The sequence below is a fragment of the Pseudarthrobacter sp. AB1 genome, assembly GCF_014926485.1.
Classification (GTDB): Bacteria; Actinomycetota; Actinomycetes; order Actinomycetales; family Micrococcaceae; genus Arthrobacter.
In genome coordinates this window covers 1-24051 of the sequence record NZ_PZKO01000005.1, presented here as the reverse complement: position 1 = coordinate 24051, position 24051 = coordinate 1, and the positions used below count along the sequence as shown (strand labels likewise).

Sequence of the window (24051 nt, the reverse complement as noted above, 5' to 3'; positions counted from 1 at the left end):
TCAGTAACATAGTGTGCAAGGCTCGGTGAGGAGGCGATTATTCGGTGGCTGCGGTTGCCTTGTTTTCCTTGGCCGGCAGCGGTTTCGGGTTGAGGAAAGCGTCAGTGATGAGCGGCGCGATAAGGCCGATCTGCCATTCGCGGGCACCGAGCGTGCGCAGTTCAGTGGCAACCGCTTGTTCGGTAATGCCCGACGGCGGACGCCACGCCACGCGGCGCAGGTAGTCCGGCGTCAGCAGGTTCTCCAGGGGAAGGTTCAGTTCGTCCGCCTTCGCTTGCAGGAGCGGGCGGGCGGTGGACAGGCGTGCGGCGGCCTCGGGGTCGCGCTCGGACCACACCCGCGGCGGGGGCGGTGCATTGGTCGGCAGGTGCAGCGGGGGGAGGTCCTCAAGATCGCGGGCAGCGGCGATGCACCGGAGCCACCGGGGTGCCTCCCGCTGAGCCGCACGGCCATGGAAGCCCTTGGTGCCAAGCAGTTGCGGAACGGTGGACGGCATGGCTTTGGCGGCGGACACCAAGGCGGAATCAGGAATCAGCCGTCCCGGTGCCACATCGCGCTTCTGTGCCAGGGAATCGCGCTCCAGCCACATTTCGCGGACCGCGGCCAGCTGGCGCCGGTCACGGATCTGGTGCAGGCCCGACGTCTTGCGCCAGGGGTCAACCCGGGGAGGGGCAACCCCGGCGGCAAGGATTGCGGCAAATTCCTGTTCCGCGTAGTCCAGCTTGCCGTCGGCCTGCAGCAGTTCGATGAGTTCTTCGCGCAGTTCGGTCAGGACTTCCACGTCCAGGGCGGCGTAGCGCAGCCAAGGCTCGGGCAGGGGCCGGGTGGACCAGTCGGCGGCCGAATGTTCCTTCGCCAGGCCAAAACCGAGCAGTTGTTCGATGACGGCAGCCAGGCCAACGCGTGGCAGCCCGGCCAGCCGCGCGGCGAGCTCCGTGTCAAAGAGCTTGTCCGGCCACATGCCCAGCTCCAGCAGGCAGGGCAGGTCCTGGCTGGCTGCATGCAGGATCCATTCCACCCCCTGGAGCGCATCGTTGATGACGGACAGGTTCTCGAACGGTTCGGGATCGATCAGCCAAGTACCGGAGCCTTCGCGCCGGATCTGCACCAGGAACGCGCGCTGGCCGTACCGGAACCCCGAGGCCCTTTCTGCATCAACCCCTGCGGGCCCTGTTCCGGCGGCGATGGCGGCCGCGCACCGCTCCAGCCCGGACTGCGTTTCGATAACCAGCGGCACGCCGTCGCGCGGTGCATCGAGGTCAATGACTACGGGGACCTGGCTATCGAAGCCTTCCACCGTGATGTGGGGAGTGGTTTCAGCAGCCGGAGCGCCGGCCGTGGTGTTTTCCGGAATATGAGGGGTCATGATGCCTTCAGTTTACCGACAAGGGGCAGTCCTAGTTCCGGCGCCGGCGAGGAAGGGCCGCGACGCCGTCGGGCAGAGGGGGGAGGCCGGCGAACGTGCAGACCATGTCTGACCACGCCTCCAGATGGGCAGTGACGTCCGAAGACGCCGGAGTCCAGGAGGCGCGCAGCTCGATATCGATCGACCCGGGCCGGCCGGAAAGCGTTCCAAAGCTCTCCGACAGGACGCGGGTGGCGGTCCCGCCGGCCGCCCGGTAGGGGGCCTTGTGATTCTCCAGTGCCTCCACCAGCCAGGTCCAGGCGACGGTCCCCAGCATTTCGTCGTTGCCCATTTCCGGCTCAAGCTGGGCCCGGATGTAGGTGACAATCCGGAATTCTCCGTCCCAGACGGCTGAGCCGTCGGGGTCGTGCAGCAGGATGAAGCGGCCAGTGGCCAGCTCGGTGTCGTCGTCGTCCTCGGTTCCGGACGCCGCCGCCAGAGCCATGGCGGCAGGTCCGTGGACGGGAGTGGTGCCGCTGCCCGGTCCGGACGCCATGACTTCTGCCCCGAGTGCCACGGCGAACGGTGCCAGGCGCGCCGGGGCGGGAATTTCAGCCAGGCGCAGCTCACCCCGGCATTGGGCCTTCCTGAGGGTTCCCAAGGCGTGGAGAAATTCCGGGGGAACCTGGGCTAGTGCGTTCACCTTCGCAGATTACGCAACAGCAGGGGGCGGGCAGCGCAGGCTCGCCGTCGGCCGGTCCATGCTATCCGGCTTCCTTGCCCGCCTGGTGGGCCGCAAGCTCCCGGCGGATGGCCGCCACAAAGGCGTCGACATCGTCCTCGCTGGTGTCGAAGGAGCACATCCAGCGAACCTCGCGGGCGGCTTCATCCCAGTCGTAGAACCGGAAGGACTCCCGCAGCCGGTCAGCTATGCCGGCCGGCAGGACGGCAAACACGCCGTTGGACTCCGTCTCCTGCGTGGGCTCCACGCCCTCGATCGTGTCCACCGCGGCGCGGAGGCGGGCGGCCATGGCGTTGGCGTGCGACGCCGAACGGAGCCACAGGTCGCCTTCCAACAGGGCGATGAACTGGGCGGACAGGAAGCGCATTTTCGAGGCAAGCTGCATGTTCATCTTGCGCAGGAATATCAGGCCGTGGGCCGCTTCGGGGTTCAGGGCCACCACCACTTCGCCGTACAGCAGCCCGTTCTTGGTGCCGCCGAAGGAGAGGATGTCCACCCCGGCGTCGCGCGTGAAAGCCCGCAGCGGCACGTTCAGGTGCGCGGCGGCGTTGGCCAGCCGCGCGCCGTCCATGTGGAGTTTCATGCCCTTGGCGTGGGCATGATCCGCGATGGCGCGGACCTCATCCGGGGTGTAGCACGTGCCAAGCTCGGTGGTCTGGGTGATGGACACTGCCAGCGGCTGTGCCCGGTGTTCATCGCCCCAGCCCCACGCCTCGCGGTCAATCAGCTCCGGCGTCAGCTTGCCGTCGGGGGTGGGGACGTGCAGGAGTTTGATCCCGCCGATCCGTTCCGGAGCGCCGTTTTCGTCCATGTTGATGTGCGCCGTCGAAGCGCACACCACAGCGCCCCAGCGCGGGAGCAGCGACTGCAGAGACAGCACATTGGCCCCCGTGCCGTTGAACACCGGGAAACATTCGATGCCGGCGCCGAAGTGTTCCTGCATCAGCCCCTGCAACCGTGCCGTGTAGTCGTCCTCGCCGTAGGACACCTGGTGACCCTCGTTGGCTGCCGCTAGGGCTGCCAGGACCTCGGGGTGCACACCGGAGTAGTTGTCCGACGCGAAACCGCGGACGGACGCGTCGTGCAGCCGGGCGGCGGGATTTTCGAGCCGGGGGGCGGCGTCTGCCGTTGTTGTCATTGCTTTGCTCACGTTCTCAGTCTAGGGAGGTCGGGTCCGGCCGGTCAGGGGTCGAGTCCGTCAGGGGATGTTGCGGTCAGGGGATCTTGCGATCAGCGGGTCAACGGGTCAGTGGGTCAGGAGCAGGCGCCGGCCGTTCAGTTCGGCTGCCGGTCGGCTGAACAGGGCGACGACGGCGGCGGCCAGGTCCTCGACGTCGGTGGCACCGGGAAAGGTCCGTTCCGGGTGCGCCTTCCGGAGTTCCGCGTCCACCAGTGCTTTCACCACCAGGATGACGGCGGCGCCGCGCAAGGCGGTGCCTTCATCCGCAGCCCCGCGGGCCAGGCCCTCCGCCATGGCCAGTGTCCAGGTCTCGGCGGCGGCCTTTGCCGCCACGTAGCTGGCCGTCGCCGCAGTGGGCTTGTCCACCGCGGTGGAGGACACCATGGCAAACCGTCCGGTTCCGGCGGCGGCCAAGTCGGCGTAGAAGGCCCGGGAGACGTTCCTGAGCGTGGTGATGGCGCCGCGCTCCAGGAAGTCCCAGTCGGCGTCGCTTTGGTCCGTGATGCCCGTAGCGCCGCGCCAGCCGCCCACGAGGTGGATGACTCCGTCCATGGTCCCGGCGGTGCCCGCCAGGGTCTTCCGGAGGGCCTGGACGTCAGCGGGATCCGCAAGATCGCAGACCAGGGGGGTGACGCCGTCGCCCGCCTTCCTCGCAGCAGCCTCGATGCGCGTGCTGTCCGAGCCGACCGTGAACACCCGGAACCGCGCCTCGTGCAACGCCCGGGCAACAGCGATCCCGGAGGGTCCGCTGCCGCCGGTAACCAGAACGTTCAGCCTGGGGGCAAGGTCCGGAACAGGAACAACGCGCGGGGCGCCGGATTCGGTCACAGCGCGGTCGCTCCGGTGATGCCGGCGGTGGATTCGATGACGGGACGCATTTTCTTCTCCAAGGCTTCGTAGAACATGGACAGCGGAAACTCGTCATCCAGCACCTGGTCCGTCAGGCCGCGGGGCGGACCCGCAACGGGGAGCGCGTCGGGGCCTTTGGCCCAGGCTGATGCGGGGTTGGGCGTGACCGTGGCGGAGATCAGCTGGTACGCGGCAAGCCAGTGGGCCATCTTTGGCCGGTCAATGGAGCGCCAGTAGAGCTCGTCGATCGAGGCGCCGAGGGCGATCACCGCGTCCGGCACCTGGTCCCAGTCGATGCGGAGCCGGCTGTCGGTCCAGTGCAGGACGTGGTTCTGGTGCAGCCAGGCGAAGAGCAGCTGCCCGCCGAGGCCGTCGTAATTGCGCACCCGGTTGCCGGTGATCGCAAAGCGGAAGATCCGGTCGAAGATGATGGCGTACTGCACCAGTTTCGCGTGCCGGCGTGCTTCCGGCCCGGCGTCGTCGTCCTGTTCGATCCGGACGGATTCCCGGAAGGCTGTGAGGTCGCAGCGCAGTTCCTCAAGGGAGTACAGGAAGTAGGGCATCCGCTGTTTGATCATAAACGGGTCAAAAGGCAGGTCGCCGCGCATGTGGGTCCGGTCATGGATCAGGTCCCACATCACAAACGTGGCCTCGGTCAGTTCCTGGTCCGCCAGGAGTTCCGCGGCGCCCGAGGGCAGGTCCAGCGAGGTGATGTCCGCGGCCGCCCGCAGTACGCGGCGGAACCGGGCGGCTTCGCGGTCCGCGAAAATGGCGCCCCAGGTGAAGGTTGGTGTTTCCCGAACGGCCACGGTTTCCGGGAACAGCACCGCCGAGTTGGTGTTGTAGCCGCGGGTGAAGTCCAGGAACCGGATGGGCACAAAGAGCTTGTTGGAATAGTCCCCGGCCTCAAGGCCGGCCACAAAATCGGGCCAGATGACCTCGATCAGCACGGCCTCCACCAGGCGGCCGCTGCTTCCGTTCTGGGTGTACATGGGGAAGATGACCACGTGCTGCAAACCATCCTGACGCTGCAGCTGGGGCTGGAACGCCAGCAGGGATGCCAGGAAGTCCGGGACGCCGAAGCCCGCCTTGGCCCACGCCTGGAAATCTGCGACGACGGCGTCGAGGTAGGCCTCATCGTGCGGGAACTGCGGTGCCAGTTCGGTGAGCGACTCCGTGATCGCGGCAACCTTAAGCGCTGCAGCTGGATGGTGGCCTGCGTCAGGTACGGAGCCGTCCTGGATCTGCAGCTCCTGCAGGGATTCGGCGGCGCTCCTGAGGCGGAGCCAGACGGGATTTTCGGCGGTGATCCTTGTTGGGGCGCCGGTCACGGTGACGGTCATGGTGCGACTGCCTTTCTCATTGCTTGGGGCATCTACGGCGAGCGTAGCAAGCAACCAGAGTCCCTAACTCAAATCGAGCCTAAGCATAAGAGACTCTCGGGCTCGAGGCGCCTCGTGGCTCCGCCAGACGTAGGCGGAGCCACGGCTGGCGGGCTCAGGAGTCCGTGGATTCTTCCCCGGCAGCGCCGCGTGGCACCAGCTTCAGGGACACCGAATTAATGCAAAAGCGCTGGTCCGTGGGCGTTCCGTAGCCCTCGCCTTCAAACACGTGGCCCAGATGCGAGTCACAGTTCCCGCACCGGACCTCCACCCGCTTCATACCGAGCGCCCGGTCATGGATGTAGCGGACGGTGCCTTTGGCGAGCGGTGCCCAGAAGGACGGCCAGCCGCAATGCGAGTCGAATTTTTCGTTGCTCCTGAAGAGCTCGGTTCCACAGGCGCGGCATTGGTAGACACCCTCCGTATGGGTGTCCACATACTCTCCCGTGAAGGGGCGCTCCGTACCCGCCTGCCGCAGCACGTGATACTCCTCCGGCGTGAGTTCCTGCCGCCACTCGGCGTCGGATTTCCGGTATGCAGGTTCCGCAGCGACGGCGTCGGCTGCCGGATTCGGGACGGAATCCGTGGCCTTGTTGTCGAAGATGCTCTTTCCAAAGATGCTCATAGTCAGCTCAACGCTCAGGAGTCGCCGATAAATCCCGAACCGGCGTACAGATGGAGCACCGGGAGCCCCAGCTGGTCCTGGGCTTTGTTGGCCCAGTCCGTGTGGAACGTATCCGCCACTGCGTGCGGACGGGTGATCACCACCGCCTGGGCTGCGCCCAGCTCCTTAACCTTGGCCACGAGGCCATTGACGGCGCCACCGTCCACCACCTCGCCCGTGACTCCTGCGCCCAACCCCTCCAGGGCAGCCAGCGAGACGGCCAGCGTCTCTGCAGCCTCGGCCCGTTCAGCGGAGGGGTCCGGAGCGTGGGCGGTCAGTTCGCGGAACGCCTTAACAACGTCCAGCAGGGAGAGATTCTCAAGAAAATCCACCAGCAGATGCCGTTCAGTGTTCCCCGGAACCAGCAGGACAAGAGGCGTGTCCTGCCCGTCCACCAGGCGTTCGATGTTGACGCGGTCGTCCGCGCCCAGGGGCTCTTCGGTCAGAATGACGATTGGATCGCTCATGGCATCAGCCTAGTCGTGCACACCGGCGCCTGCATCCATTTGGGCCCCACGGCGGTTGCGGTGTGATTAGCGCGGCCTCCCCGGGGCCGGCAGAATTCCGGCGCCACGTGCCGGACGGAATATGGTCAACCCGTCTGCGGCAGTAAGAATGGTTCCATGGCACCTTCCACGCGCACCTCCACGTTGACGGCGGCAGTTCCGATCCAGGCCGACGGCCGTATGTCGCTGCGCGCCAAATGGGCGCTCGGCGGCGTCATTGGCGGCGGGGCTCTTGCCGGACTGCTGGCCACAGGGTCCTCCGCACTGGCGCTGTACTTTGCCAGGCGTGTGATCACCCCCGTCCGGCAGCGGACTGCGGACCAGGAACTCCTCGCCGTGCTCCGGGAAGGCGGCGGCCGGCAGGTCATCCTGACAGCAACTCCGGAGACAACGGTGGAGGGCGTCTATGGGTTCTTTTTCGACGGCGGGAAGGGGCACGCCCGGATCGGACGGATTGTGTCCTATTCGCCGGCGGACGGCACGGTCCTGCGCGAAGTGGAAGCCGTCTATGCCGGCGATCTCGATACCGCCCGCCGCGGATGGTGGAGCGGTGCGCTGTACCCGGATCCCGCCACCGCCGGCTTTGCGGCCGAGGACGTGCTGATTAAGGTCGACGGCGGCACAGCACCGGCATGGCTGGTCCGGGCCGGCGGGACGTCCCGGACCTGGGCAATCATGGTTCACGGCCGCGGGGCAACCCGCCAGGAGGCCCTGCGCGCGGTAGGCCCCGCCCTCGAACTGGGGCTTACCAGCCTGCTTGTCTCGTACCGGAACGACGGGTTGGCGCCATCGGCCGAGGACGGCCGGTACGGCCTGGGATCCACGGAATGGCGTGACATAGAGGCCGCCATCGAGTTCGCCCTGGCCAACGGCGCCGAGGAAATTGTTCTCTTCGGCTGGTCCATGGGCGGTGCCATCTGCCTGCAGACGGCCGATCTCTCGCCGCACCGTCACCTGATCCGGGCCATGGTCCTGGACGCGCCCGTCATCAACTGGGTCAATGTGCTGGCCCACCATGCGCAGATCAACCGCATACCGTCCCTCGTTGGCCGCTACGGGCAACTGATGCTGGGCCACCCCGTGGGCCGCAGGCTCACCGGCCTGGCCGCACCCGTGGACCTCAAGGCCATGGACTGGGTGGCGCGCGCCGTGGAAGTCCGGACGCCCACCCTGATCATCCACAGCGTTGATGACGAGTACGTTCCCTATGAACCCTCCGCCCTTCTGGCCGAGCGGAATCCGGACATGGTTTCGTTCGAAACGTTCAATCACGCCAGGCACACCAAGGAATGGAATGTCGATCCCGAGCGCTGGGAGAACCTGATCAAGGCGTGGCTTCGGCCCCAGTTGGCTCCGCGTCTCAATCCCGGGCAGAACCGCTAAGGCGTGCGGGTGCCGATGGCGGCTGTCACCGCGGACGTCAGCCGGATGAGGTCCCCCGGCGCAAGCTCGACGTCCAGGCCACGCTTACCACCGGAAACCAGCATCGTTCCCAGATCAAGGGCGCTGCTGTCCACCACGGTGGGCGATGACTGCCGCTGGCCAAGCGGCGAGATCCCGCCGAGGACGTAGCCGCTGCGGCGTTCCGCAACTTTGGGGTCTGCCATCGAAGCCTTCTTGGCGCCCAGGGCGGCGGCGAATGCCTTGAGGTCAAGGTTTCCGCTGACCGGCACAACCCCGACAGCCAGCCGGCCCTCCACGTCGACCATGAGGGTTTTGAAGACCTTTTCCGGTGCGATGCCCAGGGCCTCGGCGGCTTCCGTGCCGTAGCTGACCGCGGTGGGATCGTGGGCATACGGATGCAGCACGAAGGGAACGCCGGCTGTAGCCAGTGCGGCTGTGGCCGGCGTTCCGTTTGAAGAACTCTTGCGTGCCAAAGCGTTCAGTTCCCTGTCAGGGGATCAGGACGCGGGCCGGGATCCAGCAGCGACCTTGCGCTTGATCCGTCCCAGCATGGCGGTCATGCCGCGCATCCGCAGTGGCGTGATGGCCCGCGTCAGGCCCAGCAGCTCCGGCATGTCGTCCGGCACACCCAGGATTTCGGCGGCGCTGAGTCCGTCAAGTCCCTCATGGAGCACACCGGCGAAGCCCCGCGTGGTGGGGGCTTCCGGTGGCGCCTTGAAATAGAGCCGGACGGCGCCGGCCGGGCCGGCGTCGTTCTTTTCCGTCTCAATAGCAAGGAACAGCGGCGACTGGCATTCCACCACCTGCTCCAGGAGTTCGGGGTGGTCCTTCAGCCGGTCCGGCAGCTCCGGCAGTTCGCGCGAGAATTCCAGCAGCAACTGAAGCCGGTCAGGTTCGGTCAGGGCCTGGAAGTCGTCAACGATTTCCGCCAATGCGGCGGGTAGGTCATGTGTAGTCATCTGTTCCAGTTTACGCCGGGACCGTGCCGCGTTCGGTGCCCTTCGCGATCGGAACCCGGACGGCGTTGCCCCACTCGGTCCAGGAACCGTCGTAGTTCCGGACAGTTTCAAAACCCAGCAAGTACTTGAGCGCGAACCAGGTGTGGCTGGAACGCTCGCCGATGCGGCAGTACGCCACCACGTCATCGCCAGGGGTCAGGCCGGCCTCGCCCAGGTAAAGGGCTTCGAGCTCTTCCCGGCTGCGGTACGTGCCGTCCGGTGCGGCGGCGCGTGCCCAGGGAATGGATGCTGCCGTGGGAATGTGGCCGCCGCGGAGCGCACCTTCTTCCGGGTAGGCCGGCATGTGGGTCCGCTGGCCGGTGTACTCCTCGGGGGAGCGTACGTCGATCAGCGGCTTGCCGAAGTGTGCCAGCACATCGTCCTTGAACGCGCGGATGGGGGCGTCGTTGCGCTCCACCAGCGGGTAGTCGCCGGGGGCCGGGGCAGTCCGGTCCGTGGTCAGGTCGCGGCCTTCGGCGATCCACTTGTCCCGGCCGCCGTCGAGCAGCCGGACGTCCTCGTGGCCGAACAGGGTGAAGACCCAGAGGGCATAGGCCGCCCACCAGTTGGACTTGTCCCCGTAGATGACCACCGTGGTGTCGCGGGAGATGCCCTTGGCAGCGGCCAGGGCGGCGAAGGCTTCGCCGTTCACGTAATCGCGCGTCACTTCATCGTTAAGGTCCGTGTGCCAATCGATTTTCACGGCTCCGGGGATGTGGCCGGTCTCGTAAAGGAGGACGTCCTCATCGGACTCGACCACCACAAGCTTTCCATCCGCAAGGGCGCCGGACTCAAGTGCGGCGGCAAGCCACTCGGTGGATACCAGACGCTCCGGGTTGGCGTAGGCGGCGAACTTCTCGTTTTGTTCAACTGCGTAGGACATGGTGTTGGCCTTTCACTGAGACACGGCGGATCTGCTGAAGAAGGAAAACCTGCCTCCCACCCTAGCCATGGCCGGCCGCCCTGTCCGTCACCTTGTTAACAGTGGGAAATATGGCCTTCGTCACGCGCGGGCCTGTGCCGGCGGCATGGCGGGGGAGGCCGGGGCTGTTGCCGGTATTCTTTCTGGGGACAACCCACCAGCAGAACGGACCACCTTGGTACAGATCGAACAGCTTGCCGCCCGCACTCCGGCGGTTTCGGTGGATGAGCTCCTCAAGGGCTTTTATCCGTCCCCACGGTTTGGCCAGGTCTCCTTTGCCAGCTACCGGCCGGACCCGAACCAGCCGTCCCAGACGGCGGCGGTCAAGGCCCTGGAAGCGTTCGCCGGGGGAGTTGGAGCCGGTGACGGTGACGGCCTGTTCAAGAAGCTCTTCACCAAGAAGGTCGCAACCAGGGCGGGGATCTACCTCGACGGCGGATTCGGCGTCGGCAAAACCCACCTCCTGGCTTCGCTGTGGCATGCCGCGCCGGGCCCCAAAGCCTTTGGCACGTTTGTGGAATACACCAACCTCGTGGGGGCACTGTCCTTCCGCAAGACTGTTGAAGCCCTGAGCCACTACAAGCTGGTGTGCATTGACGAATTCGAGCTGGATGATCCGGGCGACACAGTGCTGATGTCCCGTTTGATGCGTGAGCTGGCCGACGCCGGCGTCAAGCTGGCTGCGACGTCCAACACCCTGCCGGGTTCGCTGGGTGACGGCCGCTTTGCCGCCGTCGACTTTGCCCGTGAAATCCAGGTTCTGGCGGACCAGTTCGACGTCATCAGGATCGACGGCGAGGACTTCCGCCACCGTGGTCTGCCCGACGCTCCGGCACCGCTGAAGAACAGCCAGCTCGCTGCGCAGATGAGGGCCGAGTTCGACGGCAAGACCGTGGCGGAGGACGAATTCAGTTCACTGATCGGCCACCTTGCCGGTGTCCATCCGAGCCGTTACCGGCAGCTCATCGACGGCATCGACGGCGTCGTGTGGCGCAATGTGGAGACCATCACCGAGCAGGCCGTGGCGCTTCGGTTCGTCGTGTTGGCGGACCGGCTGTACGACAAGGATGTGCCCATCCTGGCCAGCGGCGTCCCCTTCGACAAGCTCTTTACGGACGAGATGATGCACGGCGGGTACACCAAGAAGTATTTCCGTGCGGTGTCCCGCCTGACCGCACTGGCCCGCGAGGGCCAGAACCACGAGCCGTCCTAGGCATCGGCCGCGGAAGCCGGGCCGCCAGTTAAACGCCAAAGGCGCGGGTGCCGCCTCCCGGCGGGACCCGCGCCCCCTTGACGTGCTAGGGCAATGCCCTGGCCAAATCCTTGTTACGGAGCCTTGTCAACCGGCGGAACCGGGGTGACTGGCGGAGCCTGCTCGGTGGCAGGTGCATCGCCGGGTGTTCCGTCATTTGCGTCAACGAATTTGGAAGCGCCCTCCTGGACTTTGTCCACGTGACCGGTGTACTTGCCGCCAGTCTTTGAGTCGACGAAATCGCCGGCTTTCGTGATGCCGTCCTTGATGGCCTGCTCGTTGCCGTGGATGAGACCCTGAGCCTTGCCCTTAAGATCGTCAATCAGTCCCACGAGCACCTCCCTTCAATCGCGGAGCCAGTTCGCTCCTCCGCAACCGATCCTAGCCCTGTCTTCCGGGAGTGCCAAGGGCTGTGACAAATGTTGTAAAGTCGAGGCCGGCCTATTCGGGCAACAAAAAAGCAGCTCACGGGGAGCTGCTGTGTGTGGGCGATACTGGGATCGAACCAGTGACCTCTTCCGTGTCAGGGAAGCGCGCTACCGCTGCGCCAATCGCCCGGAACCGGAAGTCCGGCCATTTCGGATTTATTACTGGGGTAGAGAGCGGACGACGAGATTCGAACTCGCGACATCCACCTTGGCAAGGTGGTGCTCTACCAGCTGAGCTACGTCCGCGTATGAAGTACAGCCTGGCCGGTGGCCTAGCGTACTGCATGAAGCAAGTTTCCTTGCTTGGTGGGCGATACTGGGATCGAACCAGTGACCTCTTCCGTGTCAGGGAAGCGCGCTACCGCTGCGCCAATCGCCCATTTCGTCCGGCGTGAACCGGAATCCATGGTTTTCACCGAGGTGGGTACGGGATTCGAACCCGTGTGAACGGCTTTGCAGGCCGCTGCCTCGCCTCTCGGCCAACCCACCGTGTAAGCTCCGATTTCGAAAAACCTTTGCCGTGACAGTGTCCTGCGAGCGGACGACGAGATTCGAACTCGCGACATCCACCTTGGCAAGGTGGTGCTCTACCAGCTGAGCTACGTCCGCATTTTGGCCGCAGAATCCACGCCGTTTCGGGCATTTCCTCGCGTTCCAACGAGTAAGAACTCTATAGGAGGTTCATTGATTCTCCAAATCGAACGTGCCGCAACGGCGGAAATGCCCCTGGATCCCTGCAATCTAGGGGATTTTTCTAATTACAGGCGTGTAATTCGAGGCTGGTCCCGGCTCGATTTCCATAAACCCCGCCGGGTCGGCTAGCATTCAAAGGCATCGGGGCGATTGGCGCAGTGGTAGCGCGCTTCGTTCACACCGAAGAGGTCACTGGTTCGAACCCAGTATCGCCCACCGAGGAATCCGGTCCGTTTCCGCTCAGCCGAGCGGAAACGGACCTTTTTTGTGTGTCCGCCATTCTGTCAGCCCCCTGTGAAAGAGTCTTTGTATGACTGATCCACTCCTTGCCCACGCCACGGAATACGGCCGGATGTATGCGCGGTCCACCTCCGAGCAGTTTTCCGTTCCGTCCATTACCACCGTCATCGGCCAGCAGCCGCACGGCCTGGACGGCTGGTTCGGTTACATGGGGGCCAGCAGCCTGGCGAAGGATCCGCTGCTGGCCGATTGCCTGGGCAGTCCGGCGAAAATCCGGCAGGCCGTCAACCGGGCCTCCAAGGCAGCGGAAAAATACCGCGACGAAGCAGCCAAGCGCGGTGACCGCGTCCATAACTACTGCGAGCAGGTTGCGCTCCGTGCCCTGGGCCGGCCCCACACCATGAGGGAAACGCGCGAGGCCCTGGCAGCCAACGGTGAGGAAGGCTTTGCCCTGCGGTTCGATGAATGGTGGGAGCTCTACGGGGTGGAGCCCATCGCCCCGGAGATCACCGTCTGGAACAAGTCAGTGGGCTACGCGGGGACACTGGACCTCGTGGCCAAAATCAACGGCCGGATCTGCGTCATTGACTACAAGACCAAGGGCACCACGAGGGACGGCACCGTCAAGCCGCTGGACGACAAAGTGGTCATGCAACTGGTGGCGGGCATGAAGGCCGAAGAAAGCCTGGTGGATGCCGTGGCCGGGGAATGGGAGCCCTGGAAGTACGGCGAGAACCCGCTGCTGCTGGCTGTGGCCATCGGCGAGACGGAAGTCCGTCCGGTCCGCGCCAACCCCGACGTCCTCAAGCACCACTGGTGGAAGTTCTGCGCCCTGCGACGGGTCTGGGAGCTGTCGGCCGATACGCTCGCCGCCGGTTCCGCGCTTCTTCCGGTTGCTCCGCCCGTCTCCGCGCAGGCCCGCAGCGCATAGCGGGGCACGCGTGTCCGGAGTCCGCCTGTCCCCAGTCCCGCGACTGGTGCCCCTGCACCTAAACTGGATAGGTTCGCCAATAACGCCCACCGTGAGGAAAGACAGCACATGGCCATTCTGAATATCCGCATCATTGGTGATCCTGTGCTCCGCACAGTGGCCGATCCCGTGACGGAATTCGGTCCTGAGCTCGCCAAGCTGGTTGCGGACATGACGGAAACCATGGAGGACGTTGACGGCGCCGGCCTCGCTGCCCCGCAGATTGGCGTCAGCCAGAGGGTCTTCACCTACCGGATCGACGGCGTGGAGGGCCACATCATCAATCCTGTCCTGGAAAACAGCGAGGACTTCCAGACGGACCACGTTGAAGGTTGCCTGTCGATTCCTGGCCTGGCGTTCCCGGTCCGGCGTTTCCGCGCCACCCGCGCCACTGGCGTCGACCTTAACGGGAATCCTGTCGCTGTGGAGGGGGAGGGCATGCTGGCCCGTTGCTTCCAGCACGAGACGGACCACCTGGACGGCATCCTGTTCACCGACAGGCTGGAAGGCGTGGACCGGAAGACGGCGCTGCGCTCCATCCGCAATGCAAACTATGACGCCATCACGGAACGCACGACGACGAAGCGCGCCAAGACGGTCGGGTCCAGTTTCGGGGGCGCCAGCTTCGGCGGCGGCACCACCACATGAGGGTACTCTTTGCCGGCACCCCCGCCGTGGCGGTCCCCTCCCTCGAGGCCCTGATTGCGGCCGGCTTTGACATCGTTGCGGTCCTGACCCGTCCCGACGCGCCGACAGGGCGCAAACGGGTGCTTACGCCGTCGCCCGTTGCAGCCCGCGCTGTCGAGCTGGGAATCGACATCATCCACGCCACCCGCGTGGACGAGGCCGTAACGGCGAAGATCGAAGCGGCCAAACCGGACGTTGCTGCCATCGTGGCCTACGGCGGCCTGATTCCGCGCGCCGCCCTGGATGTTCCCCCGCACGGTTGGATCAACCTGCACTTTTCCTTGCTTCCCGCGTGGCGTGGCGCTGCCCCCGTGCAGCGGGCAGTGATGGCCGGAGACGACGTCACCGGTGCTGTCACCTTCCTGTTGGAAGAAGGTTTGGACACCGGCCCGGTCTTAGGAACGCTGACCGAGGGCGTTGGCCCGCAAGACACCGCCGGAGCACTGCTGGAGCGGCTGTCCCACAGCGGGGCTGTGCTCCTCGCCCAGACGCTGTCCGCCGTCGAGGCCGGGAGGGCAGCTGCGCAGCCGCAGGTCGGCGACGTTTCGCTGGCCCCCAAACTGACCATCGATGACGGCCGGCTCGACTGGAAGCAGCCCGCCCTGGCGATCGGCAGGCGCGCCCGCGGCGTAACGCCCGAGCCGGGTGCCTGGACCACCTTGGACGGACAGCGCGTCAAACTCGAACCCGTCCGGCTCCGGCCCGGTGACATTGACCTGCAGCCCGGCGCGGTATTCCTCGACGGGAAGAGCGTCCTGGTGGCCACCGGATCCCATGCCGTGGAGCTTACGAGGATCCAGCCTTCGGGCAAAAAGATGATGGCCGCCGCCGATTGGGCGCGTGGCATGGCAACACTGGAAAGCGTGGTCTTCGAATGAGCGAATCCGGCGGTAATGCAGGCGGCAGGGGCGGCAGCGGAAGCGGCGCGCCAGGCGGCGGACGAGGCAACAGCGGGCGGGGCAAGGGCGGGCCACGGGACTCCAGCCAGCGCAACGCCCAGGGCCGCGAACGTAACCGCCCCTCCCAGCGGAGCTTCACCGAAAACGCCCCGGCGCAGCGGACCCGCCGGGCGGACCCGGCGAGGCTGGTGGCTTTTGAAGTCCTTCGCGCGGTAGCCGCCGAGGACGCCTATGCCAACCTGGTGCTCCCATCCCGCATCCGCCATCACGGTCTGGACAAGCGCGACGCCGGCTTCGCCACCGAGCTCAGCTACGGGGCCTTGCGTGGCCAGGGCACCTACGATGCCATCCTGGCCCGCTGCGTTGACCGGCCGCTGGACCAGCTTGACCCGGCCATTCTCGACGCCCTGCGGATCGGCACCCATCAGCTGCTGGCCATGCGCGTCCCGGCGCACGCCGCCCTGGATCAGACCGTTGGTCTGGCCCGCGCCGTTATCGGCGCCGGACCCTCCGCCCTGATCAATGCGGTGCTGCGGAAGGTCACGGCGCACACGCTGGAGGAATGGCTGGAGGTCCTCGTCGCCGGTGAAAGCGACGAAACCACCATCGCGTCCCTTCGCTACGCCCACCCCGAATGGATTGTCCGGGCGATGCGCCAGTCCTTGGTGGCCCACGGGCGGTCAGCGACCGAAATCAACGACCTGCTGGAAGCCGATAACGAAGCTCCGGTGGTCAACCTCGTTGCCCTGCCAGGCCTGGGCAGCCTGGATGAAGCCCTGGAAGGCGGAGCCACGCTGGGTGAACTTGTTGAAGGCTCGGCGCTCTCCAGCGGCGGAGACCTGGGCCGGCTCGCCTCCATTCGGGAGGGCAGCACGCGCGTCCAGGATGTCGGCTCCCAGCTGGTGGCCCGCGCAATGGCCGCCGTCGACCTTGGTACCGGCAGCGACGGGGCAGGCGAACGCTGGCTCGATCTCTGCGCCGGTCCCGGCGGCAAAGCCGCGCTGCTGGGCGCCCTCGCCCGCCAGCAGGGCGCGACCCTGCTGGCTAACGAGCCCGCACCGCACCGCGCCAAGCTGGTCAGGCAGGCTTTGGCCGCGGTTCCGCACGAGATCTGGCATGTGCGCACCGGCGACGGCCGCGAGGTCGGCACGGAGATGGCGGAGAGCTTTGACCGTGTCCTCGTCGACGCGCCCTGCACCGGGCTCGGCGCCCTGCGCCGCCGCCCAGAGTCGCGCTGGCGGCGCACCCCCAAGGACCTGACGGACCTCGGACCGCTGCAGCGCGAACTGCTCAAGTCCGCGCTTGCTGCTGTCAAGCCCGGCGGCGTTGTGGCCTACGTGACGTGCTCACCGCACCCCGCAGAGACCACCGCCGTCGTCAGCGATGTGCTGCGCAAGCGCGACGACGTCGAACTGATCGACGCCGGCGCTGTGCTGGACGGCGTCAGCCTGACCGGCCACCTGGACGCCGGGCATGAACACACCGCGCAACTCTGGCCGCACATCCACAGCACCGATGCCATGTTCCTGGCCCTCATCCGGAAGAAAGGCTGACCCGTGAAAAATTCCCCCATGCCGCAATGCTGCATCAACCCCAGCATCCTGTCCGCCGACTTCGTCAACCTCGAAGCTGAACTGCAGCGCATCAGCAACGCTGACGCCGTGCACGTGGATGTTATGGACAACCACTTCGTCCCCAACCTCACCTTGGGCCTGCCCGTGGTCCAACGGATCCAGGCGGTCAGCCCCGTCCCGCTGGACGCCCACCTGATGATCTCCGACGCCGACCGCTGGGCGCCGGGGTTCGCCGACGCCGGGCTGGCCTCCGTGACCTTCCACGCTGAGGCCTCCATTGCACCGGTCAAACTGGCCCGCGAACTGAGGGCCCGCGGCTCCAAAGCCGGCATGGCACTGCGCCCTGCCACGGCCGTGGAACCCTACCTTGACATGCTCGAGGAACTGGACATGCTCCTGATCATGACCGTGGAGCCGGGGTTCGGCGGCCAGGCGTTCCTGGACTTCACCCTGCCCAAGATCCGCAGGGCCCGGGCAGCCATTGACGGCTCCGAAATCAATGTCGCCATCCAGGTGGACGGCGGCATTACCGAGGAAACCATTCTGCGGGCGGCCGAAGCAGGCGCGAACGTCTTTGTAGCGGGATCGGCTGTTTACGGCGCGGCGGACCCGGCCGCAGCCATCGGACGGCTCCGCGAAGCCGGCAGCTTAAAATTACGTGCTGCGTCCGCGGAATAGTCTGGGCCACCTTGTGGTTGTGGCACAATAGCAACACACAATACGTGCTCCGGGGTCGGTGTAAGTCCGAACCGGCGGTGATAGTCCGCGACCCGCGAGCCGGCGCTTTCCCCTTCAGGGAAGGAACCGGCGGACGGTTGAACTGGTGAAATTCCGGTACCGACAGTTAAAGTCTGGATGAGAGAAGCACGTACAGCTGTATCTGCGGCGCCCTTTGGCGCTGCGGTCTTCTGCTGTCGTATACCCCCGGAGCCATCGCGGTTCTAGAGGGAAGGAACGACAACACACATGAACCCCTTGCGATGGCTCTTTGAAGCCAGGATTTCCCATGGTCCGGAAACCGAAGCCGCCGAACCGGTGGCTGCCCCATGACCCGGATCGAAAACGTCATGGCGTTCAGCGCCGCCGAAACCGCCGCCATGGACGCAGCGCTCGAAGCAGCCCTGCAGGGTCCGCGCGGGGCGAATCCGCTGGTGGGCGCCGTCGTCATCGATGGTGCCGGCCGCCAGCTGGTGACGGGCTACCACCGCGGCGCCGGCACACCTCACGCGGAAGCGGACGCCATCACACAGGCTGAGGCCGCCGGGCTGGACCTGAGCGGCTGCACAATGGTGATTACGCTGGAACCCTGCGACCACAGCGGCCGCACGGGGCCCTGCACCCAGGCGATCATCCGTGCCGGAATCGCGGAAGTGGTCTACGCCGTCGACGACCCGCATGACCCTGCGGCGGGCGGCGCGGCTACCCTCCGGAACGCCGGGGTGCAGGTCCGCAGCGGACTCGCTGCCGGCGAGTCGTTCGAGTTGAACCGTCAGTGGTTCCTGGGCGTGGCCGCACAACGGCCGTTTGTGACGCTGCACATCGCCCAGACACTGGACAGCCGGATCGCCGCCGAGGACGGCACGAGCCAGTGGATCTCCTCGCCGGAGTCGCTCGCTGACAACCACGGGCTCAGGCGGCGGATTGACGCCATCCTCGTGGGGACCCAGACCGTTCTGGTGGACAACCCCCGGCTGTCAGCCCGGGACGAGTCCGGAGCGACATCGGGCAAGCAGCCGCTGCGTGCCGTGATGGGCCTGCGCGACATTCCGGCCGACGCCGCCGTCCGCGGTGATGACGGTAACGTGCTCCACCTCGCCACGCGGGATCCCCGGGAGGCGCTCTCGCTCCTCTACGCAGAGGGAGTCCGCCACGTCATGGTGGAAGGCGGCTCACGCATCCTCAGTTCATTCCTGGCTGCCGGACTTGTGGACGAACTCATTGTCTACGTTGCCCCCACCCTGCTGGGCTCCGGAACTCCCGCCCTCAACGGACTCGGAATCACCACCCTCGCGGATGCCCGGCACTGGGACTGGGACGCCTCCGACGGCGGCTCCGTCCTGGCCCTGGGCCGGGACCTGAGACTGCACCTCCGACCAGAACCAACCGAAGCTTTTGAACCACAACTATCCCGCACTGCCGCGGAACCAGCCATGGGAGGCTACTGATGTTTACCGGAATTATTGCCGAGCAGGGACAGGTCCTGTCCGTGGAACGCGACGGCGATGCCAGCGCAACGCTCCGCCTTCGCGCGCCCGGCACCACCGAAGGTCTCGGACTGGGCGGCTCCATCGCTGTCAACGGAGTCTGCCTGACGGCCACCGCAATCGACGGCAAAGAATTCAGTGTTGACGTGATGGGCGAAACCCTCGTCCGCAGCACCATCGGCGAACTTGCCGCCGGTGACCCGGTGAACCTTGAGCGTTGTGTCCCCGCCGGCGGCCGGCTGGACGGCCACGTCGTCCAGGGCCACGTCGACGGCGTCGGGCAGCTGCTGGAGCGCGAGCCGCTCGGCAACTGGGAGCGCCTCCGCTTCAGTGTGCCGGCCAACCTCGCCCGCTATATCGCGGAAAAGGGCTCCATCGCGATCGACGGCGTCTCGCTCACCGTCACGGCCGTCAGCCCGGCCGTGGAGCCGGAGCCCTGGTTCGAAGTGGGGCTGATCCCCACCACGCTGGCGGAGACCGGCCTGGGGGCCAAGAACACCGGCAGCAGGGTCAACCTTGAAGTCGACGTGCTGGCCAAATACACCGAACGGTTGCTGGCATTCAGCACCGGCGCAACCACCGGGGGCGAACGATGAACGCCACCGTCCGGCTGGAACCGGCCGTGGACGCCGGCCCGGTGCCGAGCGCAACCTTTGGACTTGATCCCGTGGAAGATGCCATCCGCGCCATGGCCGCCGGCCGGCCCGTGCTGGTGGTGGACAACGAGGACCGCGAAAACGAAGGGGACATCATCTTCGCCGCACAGCATGCGACCCCCGCCCTCATGGGATGGACCATCCGCTACAGCTCCGGCGTCATCTGCATCCCCCTGACCGGGGAGCGCGCCGACGCCCTGGCACTGCCGCCAATGGTGGCCGTGAACCAGGATGCGAAGGGCACCGCGTACACCGTTTCCTGCGACGCGGCGGTGGGTGTCAGCACCGGAATCTCCGCCACGGACCGGGCCCTCACGGCCCGCGTCCTCTCAGACCCCGGCGCCGGACCGTCGGCCGTGACCCGGCCCGGGCATATTTTTCCGCTCCGGGCAGTTGACGGAGGAGTGCGGGAACGCCCCGGCCATACCGAAGCGGCCGTGGACCTCTGCCGGCTCGCCGGATTGGAGCCCGTGGGCGTGATCGCCGAGGTTGTGTACGACGACGGTGAGATGATGCGGCTCGACGGGCTGCGCGGATTCGCCGCTGAACATGGGTGCCCCCTGATCTCGATTGAGGATCTGGTGGCTTACCTTGAATCAGGGGTCGGGTATTCCGCCGACAGTGACACCGGGCCGGACGCCCGGGCGGAGTAGAGGAGTAATGATGACGGCTTCCGGAGTTTCGGACGACAGCCACCAGAACGGCCACCATCAGGGGGCGGCCGGCAATGGCCGGGCCCACCACCCCGTGAGCGGCGGTCCGATTGTGCAGCTGCCCACGGCCTTTGGCGATTTCATTACCCAAGCGTGGACAGACCTGGTCACGGGCGCCGAGCACCTGGCGGTGAGCTCGCCCAACCCGCCCAAGGATGGCATTGCTCCGCTGGTCAGGTTGCATTCCGAGTGCCTGACCGGCGATGTCTTCGGCTCCTACCGTTGTGACTGCGGCGAACAGCTGGCCTATGCCCTGGAGCTGATCAACGAGTTCGGCGGCACCCTGCTGTACCTGCGCGGGCAGGAAGGCAGGGGGATCGGCCTGGCCAACAAAATCAAGGCCTACGCCCTCCAGGAAGCGGGCTTTGACACCGTGGAGGCCAACGAACAGCTGGGACTGCCGGTGGACGCCCGCTGCTACAAGGCCGCCGCCCAGATCCTGGCCGAGATGGGCCTCCACGAGATCCGGCTTCTGAGCAACAACCCGGACAAAAAGAACAGGCTCGCCAAAGCCGGCGTGAAGGTGGTGGAAATGGTGCCCACCGAGGTGCCGTCCCGCGACCAGAACATCCGCTACCTGCAGACCAAAAAGGACCGCATGGAGCACCGGCTGACGTTGGACACACATATTGTCACGGTGCCGAGCGGCGCCGCTGACGATTTCGACCACGACCAAAACTGAACGGACCAGATTTACGCATGAGCGGACACGGCGCACCAGATATTGACCTCACCACCCTCAACCCTGCGGAAACATCGAAGCTGCGGTTGGCCATTGTGGCAGCCAGCTGGCACACCCAGATCATGGACGGACTGCTGGGCGGTGCCCTGCGCGCCGCCAAAGATGCAGGCATCAGCGAACCCACGGTACTGCGCGTTCCCGGTGCCTTCGAGCTTCCCGTCGCTGCCGCGCGGCTGGCACCGCACTTTGACGCAGTGGTGGCCCTCGGCGTCGTGATCCGTGGCGGTACGCCGCACTTTGAATACGTCTGCCAGGCGGCGACGTCGGGACTGACCGATGTCAGTGTCTCCACCGGCGTGCCGGTGGGCTTCGGCGTGCTGACCTGCGATACGGAGCAGCAGGGACTGGACCGTGCCGGCCTGCCCGGCTCCAGCGAGGACAAGGGCCACGAGGCAGTGACGGCAGCCCTGGCCACCGCAGTGCTCCTCGAGCAGTACAAGTAGCAGCCGGTTGTTGGCAGCAAGCGGACGGGTGCGGTGTGTGTTCGCTCACATTGCGCCCGTCATGCTGCGGCCCGAAAGGCGCCCCCGGGCCGGCAGCAAGTAGGCTGTAGGGCGTGAAGAATTTCGAGACGCTGTTCGCTGAACTGAGTGAGAAGGCAGCCACCCGCCCGGCAGGCTCCCGCACCGTCGCTGAATTGGAGTCCGGAGTCCACGGCATTGGCAAGAAAGTCGTGGAGGAAGCAGCCGAAGTCTGGATGGCCGCTGAGTACGAATCCGACGAGGCCACGGCCGAGGAAATCTCCCAGCTGCTCTACCACCTGCAGGTTCTGATGCTCGCTAAAGGACTGACCCTGGAAGACGTCTACAAGCATCTGTAGCCACTGCGGCACCCGGCGGCCAACACCTGCCTGCCCGTGCCCTGCGTGGCTCGTTTGCCTGATCCATAGACCTCCCAACCAAGAAAGACCCCCATGCTGCGAGTAGCCGTACCCAACAAGGGCTCCCTGTCCGAAGCCGCCTCCGCCATGCTGTCCGAAGCGGGCTACCGCCAGCGCCGCGACACCCGCGAGCTGGTCATGATGGACCCGGACAACGATATCGAGTTCTTCTTCCTCCGCCCGCGCGACATCGCCGTGTACGTCGGACGCGGAACCCTCGACGTCGGCATCACCGGCCGCGACCTGCTGCTGGACGCCGAGGTGGAGGCCGAGGAGCTGCTGCCCCTGGGCTTCGCTGCGTCCACTTTCCGCTTCGCGGGACCCGTAGGCGACTTCGCCGCCGCGGAAGAGCTGGAAGGCAAGCGCCTCGCCACCAGCTACGACGGGCTGCTCCGCGGCTACCTCGCCGAGCGGGGCATCAACGCCAAGGTAGTCCGGCTTGACGGCGCCGTGGAGTCTTCCGTGCGCCTCGGTGTAGCGGACGCTATCGCAGACGTCGTGGAAACGGGCAACACCCTCAAGGCCGCCGGGATGGAAATCTTCGGCGAGCCCATCCTCAAGTCAGAAGCTGTCCTGATCCGCCGCACCGGCGATGGCGGCGCCGCGAACGGCACCGTCAAGGAGATTGAAGTCCTGATCCGCCGCCTGCAGGGCGTCCTCGTGGCGCGCCAGTACGTGCTGATGGACTACGATATCCGCAAGGAACTCGTGGAACAGGCCGCCGCGCTGACTCCCGGCCTGGAATCGCCCACCGTCTCGCCGCTGCGCGATTCTGACTGGGTGGCTGTCCGGTCCATGGTTCCGAAGAAGGAAACCAACCGGATCATGGATGAGCTCTACGACCTCGGCGCCCGCGCCATCCTGGTCAGCAGCATCCACGCCTGCCGTATCTGAGCGTTCCTCCCGGTTCACGCCGCGCCGCAGAATCCACCCGAGAAGTCCAGGAGTCCCCATGGCTGTAGCTGTACGAGTCATCCCCTGCCTCGATGTCGACGCCGGGCGCGTTGTGAAGGGCATCAACTTCGAGGGGCTCCGCGACGCGGGGGACCCGGTGGGGCTGGCCCACCGCTACGACAATGCGGGCGCCGACGAACTGACGTTCCTGGACGTCACGGCATCCTCCGGGAACCGCGAAACCACCTTCGATGTGGTCCGCCGCACGGCCGAGGAAGTCTTCATCCCCCTGACCGTGGGCGGCGGTGTCCGCGGCGTCGCCGAGGTGGACAAGCTTCTGCGTTTCGGCGCGGACAAGGCCTCCATCAACACGGCCGCCGTTGCCCGGCCGGACGTCATCAACGAAATCAGCCGGCACTTCGGTTCGCAGGTGCTGGTCCTGTCCGTGGACGCCCGCCGGACCCGCCCGGGGTCCCGGCCCACGCCGTCGGGGTTTGAAGTGACCACCCACGGTGGGCGTACGGGTACCGGGATCGACGCCATCGAGTGGGCCAGGGAGGCCGCCGACCGCGGCATCGGCGAAATCCTGCTCAACTCCATCGATGCCGACGGCACGAAGGACGGCTTCGACCTGGAACTGATCCGCATGGTCCGGGCAGCGGTGAAAGTGCCGATCATTGCCTCAGGCGGCGCCGGGGAACCGGCGCATTTCCCGCCTGCCGTTGCCGCAGGAGCGGATGCCGTGCTGGCCGCGTCGATCTTCCACTGGGGACCGGACAACATGATGTCCCAGGTCAAGCAGGCCATCCGCGAAGCGGGCTTCGAAGTCCGTTAGTCCCCATCCGCTCCCTATCCTCGCAAGCTCGGACAGGGAACCCTGCAGGCGTGGGCCCAACAACGCGGGGTCACTTAGCGCCCATAATCCCTTGGCAAAGTCAACTGGTCGGAGCAACGCCGGGTGTTATGCCGCGGTTAGCAGCTGGTTCAGCCGGTTGGCTGGGGTCTGTAGGTTCAGGGTGGGCCGGGGTCGGCGGTTGAGTTTGGCGGCGACCTGGCGCAGGTCCTCCGGGGTGTGGACGGAGAGGTCTGAGCCTTTCTCGAACCAGAACCGTAGGAGTCGGTTGGTGTTCTCGTTGGTACCGCGCTGCCAGGGCGAGTGCGGGTCACAGAAGTAGAGGGTGGTTTCGAGTGCGGTTTGGATTTTGGCGTACTGCGCGAGTTCGGTGC

At 66.1% G+C, this 24051-nt stretch carries 27 protein-coding genes, 6 tRNA genes and 1 riboswitch; of the genes, 16 read left to right on the top strand and 17 right to left on the bottom strand.

What is annotated here, in order from left to right:
* Nucleotides 1-37: 37 nt before the first annotated feature.
* From DAD99_RS00525 to DAD99_RS00495, 7 genes are all read right to left on the bottom strand, one after another.
* Entirely contained in the window at nt 38-1366 is a 1329-nt protein-coding gene (locus tag DAD99_RS00525; RefSeq protein ID WP_193339895.1) for an HRDC domain-containing protein, read from the bottom strand.
* 31 nt (nt 1367-1397) lie between these two features.
* On the bottom strand, nt 1398-2048 hold the full coding sequence (locus DAD99_RS00520; RefSeq protein WP_193339894.1) for a DUF3000 domain-containing protein: 651 nt from the start codon (nt 2046-2048) through the stop codon (nt 1398-1400).
* 61 nt (nt 2049-2109) lie between these two features.
* Complete coding sequence (locus DAD99_RS00515; RefSeq protein ID WP_193339961.1) at nt 2110-3225, bottom strand: low specificity L-threonine aldolase; 1116 nt, start codon at nt 3223-3225, stop codon at nt 2110-2112.
* Nucleotides 3226-3333: 108 nt separating this feature from the next.
* Entirely contained in the window at nt 3334-4095 is a 762-nt protein-coding gene (locus DAD99_RS00510; RefSeq protein WP_309233163.1) for an SDR family oxidoreductase, read from the bottom strand.
* Nucleotides 4092-5459, bottom strand: coding sequence for a DUF6421 family protein (locus DAD99_RS00505; protein WP_193339893.1), 1368 nt, complete (start codon nt 5457-5459; stop codon nt 4092-4094). Before DAD99_RS00505 ends, DAD99_RS00510 begins: the two co-directional genes overlap by 4 nt.
* Nucleotides 5460-5613: 154 nt before the next feature.
* Nucleotides 5614-6123, bottom strand: a complete 510-nt coding sequence (gene msrB, locus DAD99_RS00500; protein ID WP_193339892.1) for a peptide-methionine (R)-S-oxide reductase MsrB — start codon at nt 6121-6123, stop codon at nt 5614-5616.
* Nucleotides 6124-6137: 14 nt separating this feature from the next.
* Complete coding sequence (locus DAD99_RS00495) at nt 6138-6629, bottom strand: hypothetical protein (RefSeq protein WP_193339891.1); 492 nt, start codon at nt 6627-6629, stop codon at nt 6138-6140.
* A gap of 219 nt (nt 6630-6848) precedes the next feature.
* On the opposite strand from DAD99_RS00495, the gene DAD99_RS00490 reads away from it, so the two are divergent.
* Entirely contained in the window at nt 6849-8051 is a 1203-nt protein-coding gene (locus tag DAD99_RS00490; RefSeq protein ID WP_193339959.1) for a S9 family peptidase, read from the top strand.
* Here DAD99_RS00490 and ybaK read toward each other — a convergent pair.
* The 3 genes from ybaK to DAD99_RS00475 are packed head-to-tail and all read right to left on the bottom strand — an operon-like array spanning nt 8048 to nt 9953.
* Entirely contained in the window at nt 8048-8545 is a 498-nt protein-coding gene (ybaK, locus tag DAD99_RS00485) for a Cys-tRNA(Pro) deacylase (protein ID WP_193339890.1), read from the bottom strand. The genes DAD99_RS00490 and ybaK overlap by 4 nt on opposite strands.
* 24 nt (nt 8546-8569) lie before the next feature.
* Nucleotides 8570-9031, bottom strand: coding sequence for a SufE family protein (locus DAD99_RS00480; protein ID WP_193339889.1), 462 nt, complete (start codon nt 9029-9031; stop codon nt 8570-8572).
* Nucleotides 9032-9041: 10 nt separating this feature from the next.
* A complete protein-coding gene (locus tag DAD99_RS00475) occupies nt 9042-9953 on the bottom strand; it encodes a sulfurtransferase (RefSeq protein ID WP_193339888.1) in 912 nt (303 codons plus the stop codon).
* A gap of 214 nt (nt 9954-10167) precedes the next feature.
* Between DAD99_RS00475 and zapE the strand changes: the two genes are divergently transcribed.
* Complete coding sequence (gene zapE / locus DAD99_RS00470) at nt 10168-11205, top strand: cell division protein ZapE (protein WP_185263717.1); 1038 nt, start codon at nt 10168-10170, stop codon at nt 11203-11205.
* A gap of 113 nt (nt 11206-11318) precedes the next feature.
* On the opposite strand, the gene DAD99_RS00465 is transcribed toward zapE, so the two are convergent.
* From DAD99_RS00465 to DAD99_RS00440, 6 genes are all read right to left on the bottom strand, one after another.
* Nucleotides 11319-11576 (bottom strand): antitoxin, encoded by a 258-nt coding sequence (locus DAD99_RS00465; RefSeq protein ID WP_193339887.1) that lies wholly within the window; start codon nt 11574-11576, stop codon nt 11319-11321.
* A 153-nt stretch (nt 11577-11729) separates the two neighbouring features.
* Nucleotides 11730-11801: transfer RNA gene (locus DAD99_RS00460), tRNA-Val, on the bottom strand.
* 44 nt (nt 11802-11845) lie between these two features.
* Nucleotides 11846-11918: transfer RNA gene (locus DAD99_RS00455), tRNA-Gly, on the bottom strand.
* A gap of 58 nt (nt 11919-11976) precedes the next feature.
* Nucleotides 11977-12051, bottom strand: a tRNA-Val gene (locus DAD99_RS00450).
* 39 nt (nt 12052-12090) lie between these two features.
* Nucleotides 12091-12161, bottom strand: a tRNA-Cys gene (locus DAD99_RS00445).
* 47 nt (nt 12162-12208) lie between these two features.
* Nucleotides 12209-12281: transfer RNA gene (locus DAD99_RS00440), tRNA-Gly, on the bottom strand.
* A gap of 228 nt (nt 12282-12509) precedes the next feature.
* On the opposite strand from DAD99_RS00440, the gene DAD99_RS00435 reads away from it, so the two are divergent.
* The 14 genes from DAD99_RS00435 (at nt 12510) to hisF (ending at nt 23659) form a co-directional block, all read left to right on the top strand.
* Nucleotides 12510-12581: transfer RNA gene (locus DAD99_RS00435), tRNA-Val, on the top strand.
* Between the two features lie 94 nt (nt 12582-12675).
* Nucleotides 12676-13536, top strand: a complete 861-nt coding sequence (locus DAD99_RS00430) for a cytochrome (protein ID WP_185263309.1) — start codon at nt 12676-12678, stop codon at nt 13534-13536.
* A gap of 108 nt (nt 13537-13644) precedes the next feature.
* Entirely contained in the window at nt 13645-14223 is a 579-nt protein-coding gene (gene def / locus DAD99_RS00425) for a peptide deformylase (RefSeq protein WP_185263310.1), read from the top strand.
* A complete protein-coding gene (gene fmt / locus DAD99_RS00420; RefSeq protein ID WP_193339886.1) occupies nt 14220-15140 on the top strand; it encodes a methionyl-tRNA formyltransferase in 921 nt (306 codons plus the stop codon). The genes def and fmt overlap by 4 nt, the downstream gene beginning before the upstream one ends.
* The gene (locus DAD99_RS00415; RefSeq protein ID WP_193339885.1) at nt 15137-16714 is read left to right on the top strand and encodes an RsmB/NOP family class I SAM-dependent RNA methyltransferase; all 1578 of its coding nucleotides are present in this window, start codon (nt 15137-15139) and stop codon (nt 16712-16714) included. Before fmt ends, DAD99_RS00415 begins: the two co-directional genes overlap by 4 nt.
* 18 nt (nt 16715-16732) lie before the next feature.
* On the top strand, nt 16733-17413 hold the full coding sequence (rpe, locus tag DAD99_RS00410) for a ribulose-phosphate 3-epimerase (RefSeq protein WP_193339958.1): 681 nt from the start codon (nt 16733-16735) through the stop codon (nt 17411-17413).
* A gap of 40 nt (nt 17414-17453) precedes the next feature.
* Nucleotides 17454-17607: riboswitch (FMN riboswitch) on the top strand.
* A gap of 174 nt (nt 17608-17781) precedes the next feature.
* On the top strand, nt 17782-18900 hold the full coding sequence (gene ribD / locus DAD99_RS00405) for a bifunctional diaminohydroxyphosphoribosylaminopyrimidine deaminase/5-amino-6-(5-phosphoribosylamino)uracil reductase RibD (protein WP_193339884.1): 1119 nt from the start codon (nt 17782-17784) through the stop codon (nt 18898-18900).
* Nucleotides 18900-19535: a riboflavin synthase gene (locus DAD99_RS00400; protein WP_193339883.1), complete on the top strand. Its 636-nt coding sequence runs from the start codon at nt 18900-18902 to the stop codon at nt 19533-19535. The genes ribD and DAD99_RS00400 overlap by 1 nt, the downstream gene beginning before the upstream one ends.
* A complete protein-coding gene (ribB, locus tag DAD99_RS00395; RefSeq protein ID WP_193339882.1) occupies nt 19532-20248 on the top strand; it encodes a 3,4-dihydroxy-2-butanone-4-phosphate synthase in 717 nt (238 codons plus the stop codon). Before DAD99_RS00400 ends, ribB begins: the two co-directional genes overlap by 4 nt.
* Before the next feature lie 10 nt (nt 20249-20258).
* A complete protein-coding gene (ribA, locus tag DAD99_RS00390; protein ID WP_193339957.1) occupies nt 20259-20990 on the top strand; it encodes a GTP cyclohydrolase II in 732 nt (243 codons plus the stop codon).
* Nucleotides 20991-21007: 17 nt separating this feature from the next.
* Nucleotides 21008-21493, top strand: coding sequence for a 6,7-dimethyl-8-ribityllumazine synthase (gene ribH, locus DAD99_RS00385; RefSeq protein ID WP_193339881.1), 486 nt, complete (start codon nt 21008-21010; stop codon nt 21491-21493).
* Between the two features lie 113 nt (nt 21494-21606).
* A complete protein-coding gene (locus DAD99_RS00380; protein WP_056345618.1) occupies nt 21607-21870 on the top strand; it encodes a phosphoribosyl-ATP diphosphatase in 264 nt (87 codons plus the stop codon).
* Between the two features lie 93 nt (nt 21871-21963).
* Complete coding sequence (gene hisG / locus DAD99_RS00375) at nt 21964-22824, top strand: ATP phosphoribosyltransferase (RefSeq protein WP_104061999.1); 861 nt, start codon at nt 21964-21966, stop codon at nt 22822-22824.
* A 58-nt stretch (nt 22825-22882) separates the two neighbouring features.
* Nucleotides 22883-23659, top strand: coding sequence for an imidazole glycerol phosphate synthase subunit HisF (gene hisF, locus DAD99_RS00370; protein WP_185263318.1), 777 nt, complete (start codon nt 22883-22885; stop codon nt 23657-23659).
* Nucleotides 23660-23785: 126 nt separating this feature from the next.
* On the opposite strand, the gene DAD99_RS00365 is transcribed toward hisF, so the two are convergent.
* Nucleotides 23786-24051, bottom strand: a 266-nt coding sequence (locus DAD99_RS00365) for an IS30 family transposase (protein WP_193339880.1), incomplete at its 5' end; no start/stop codon positions are given.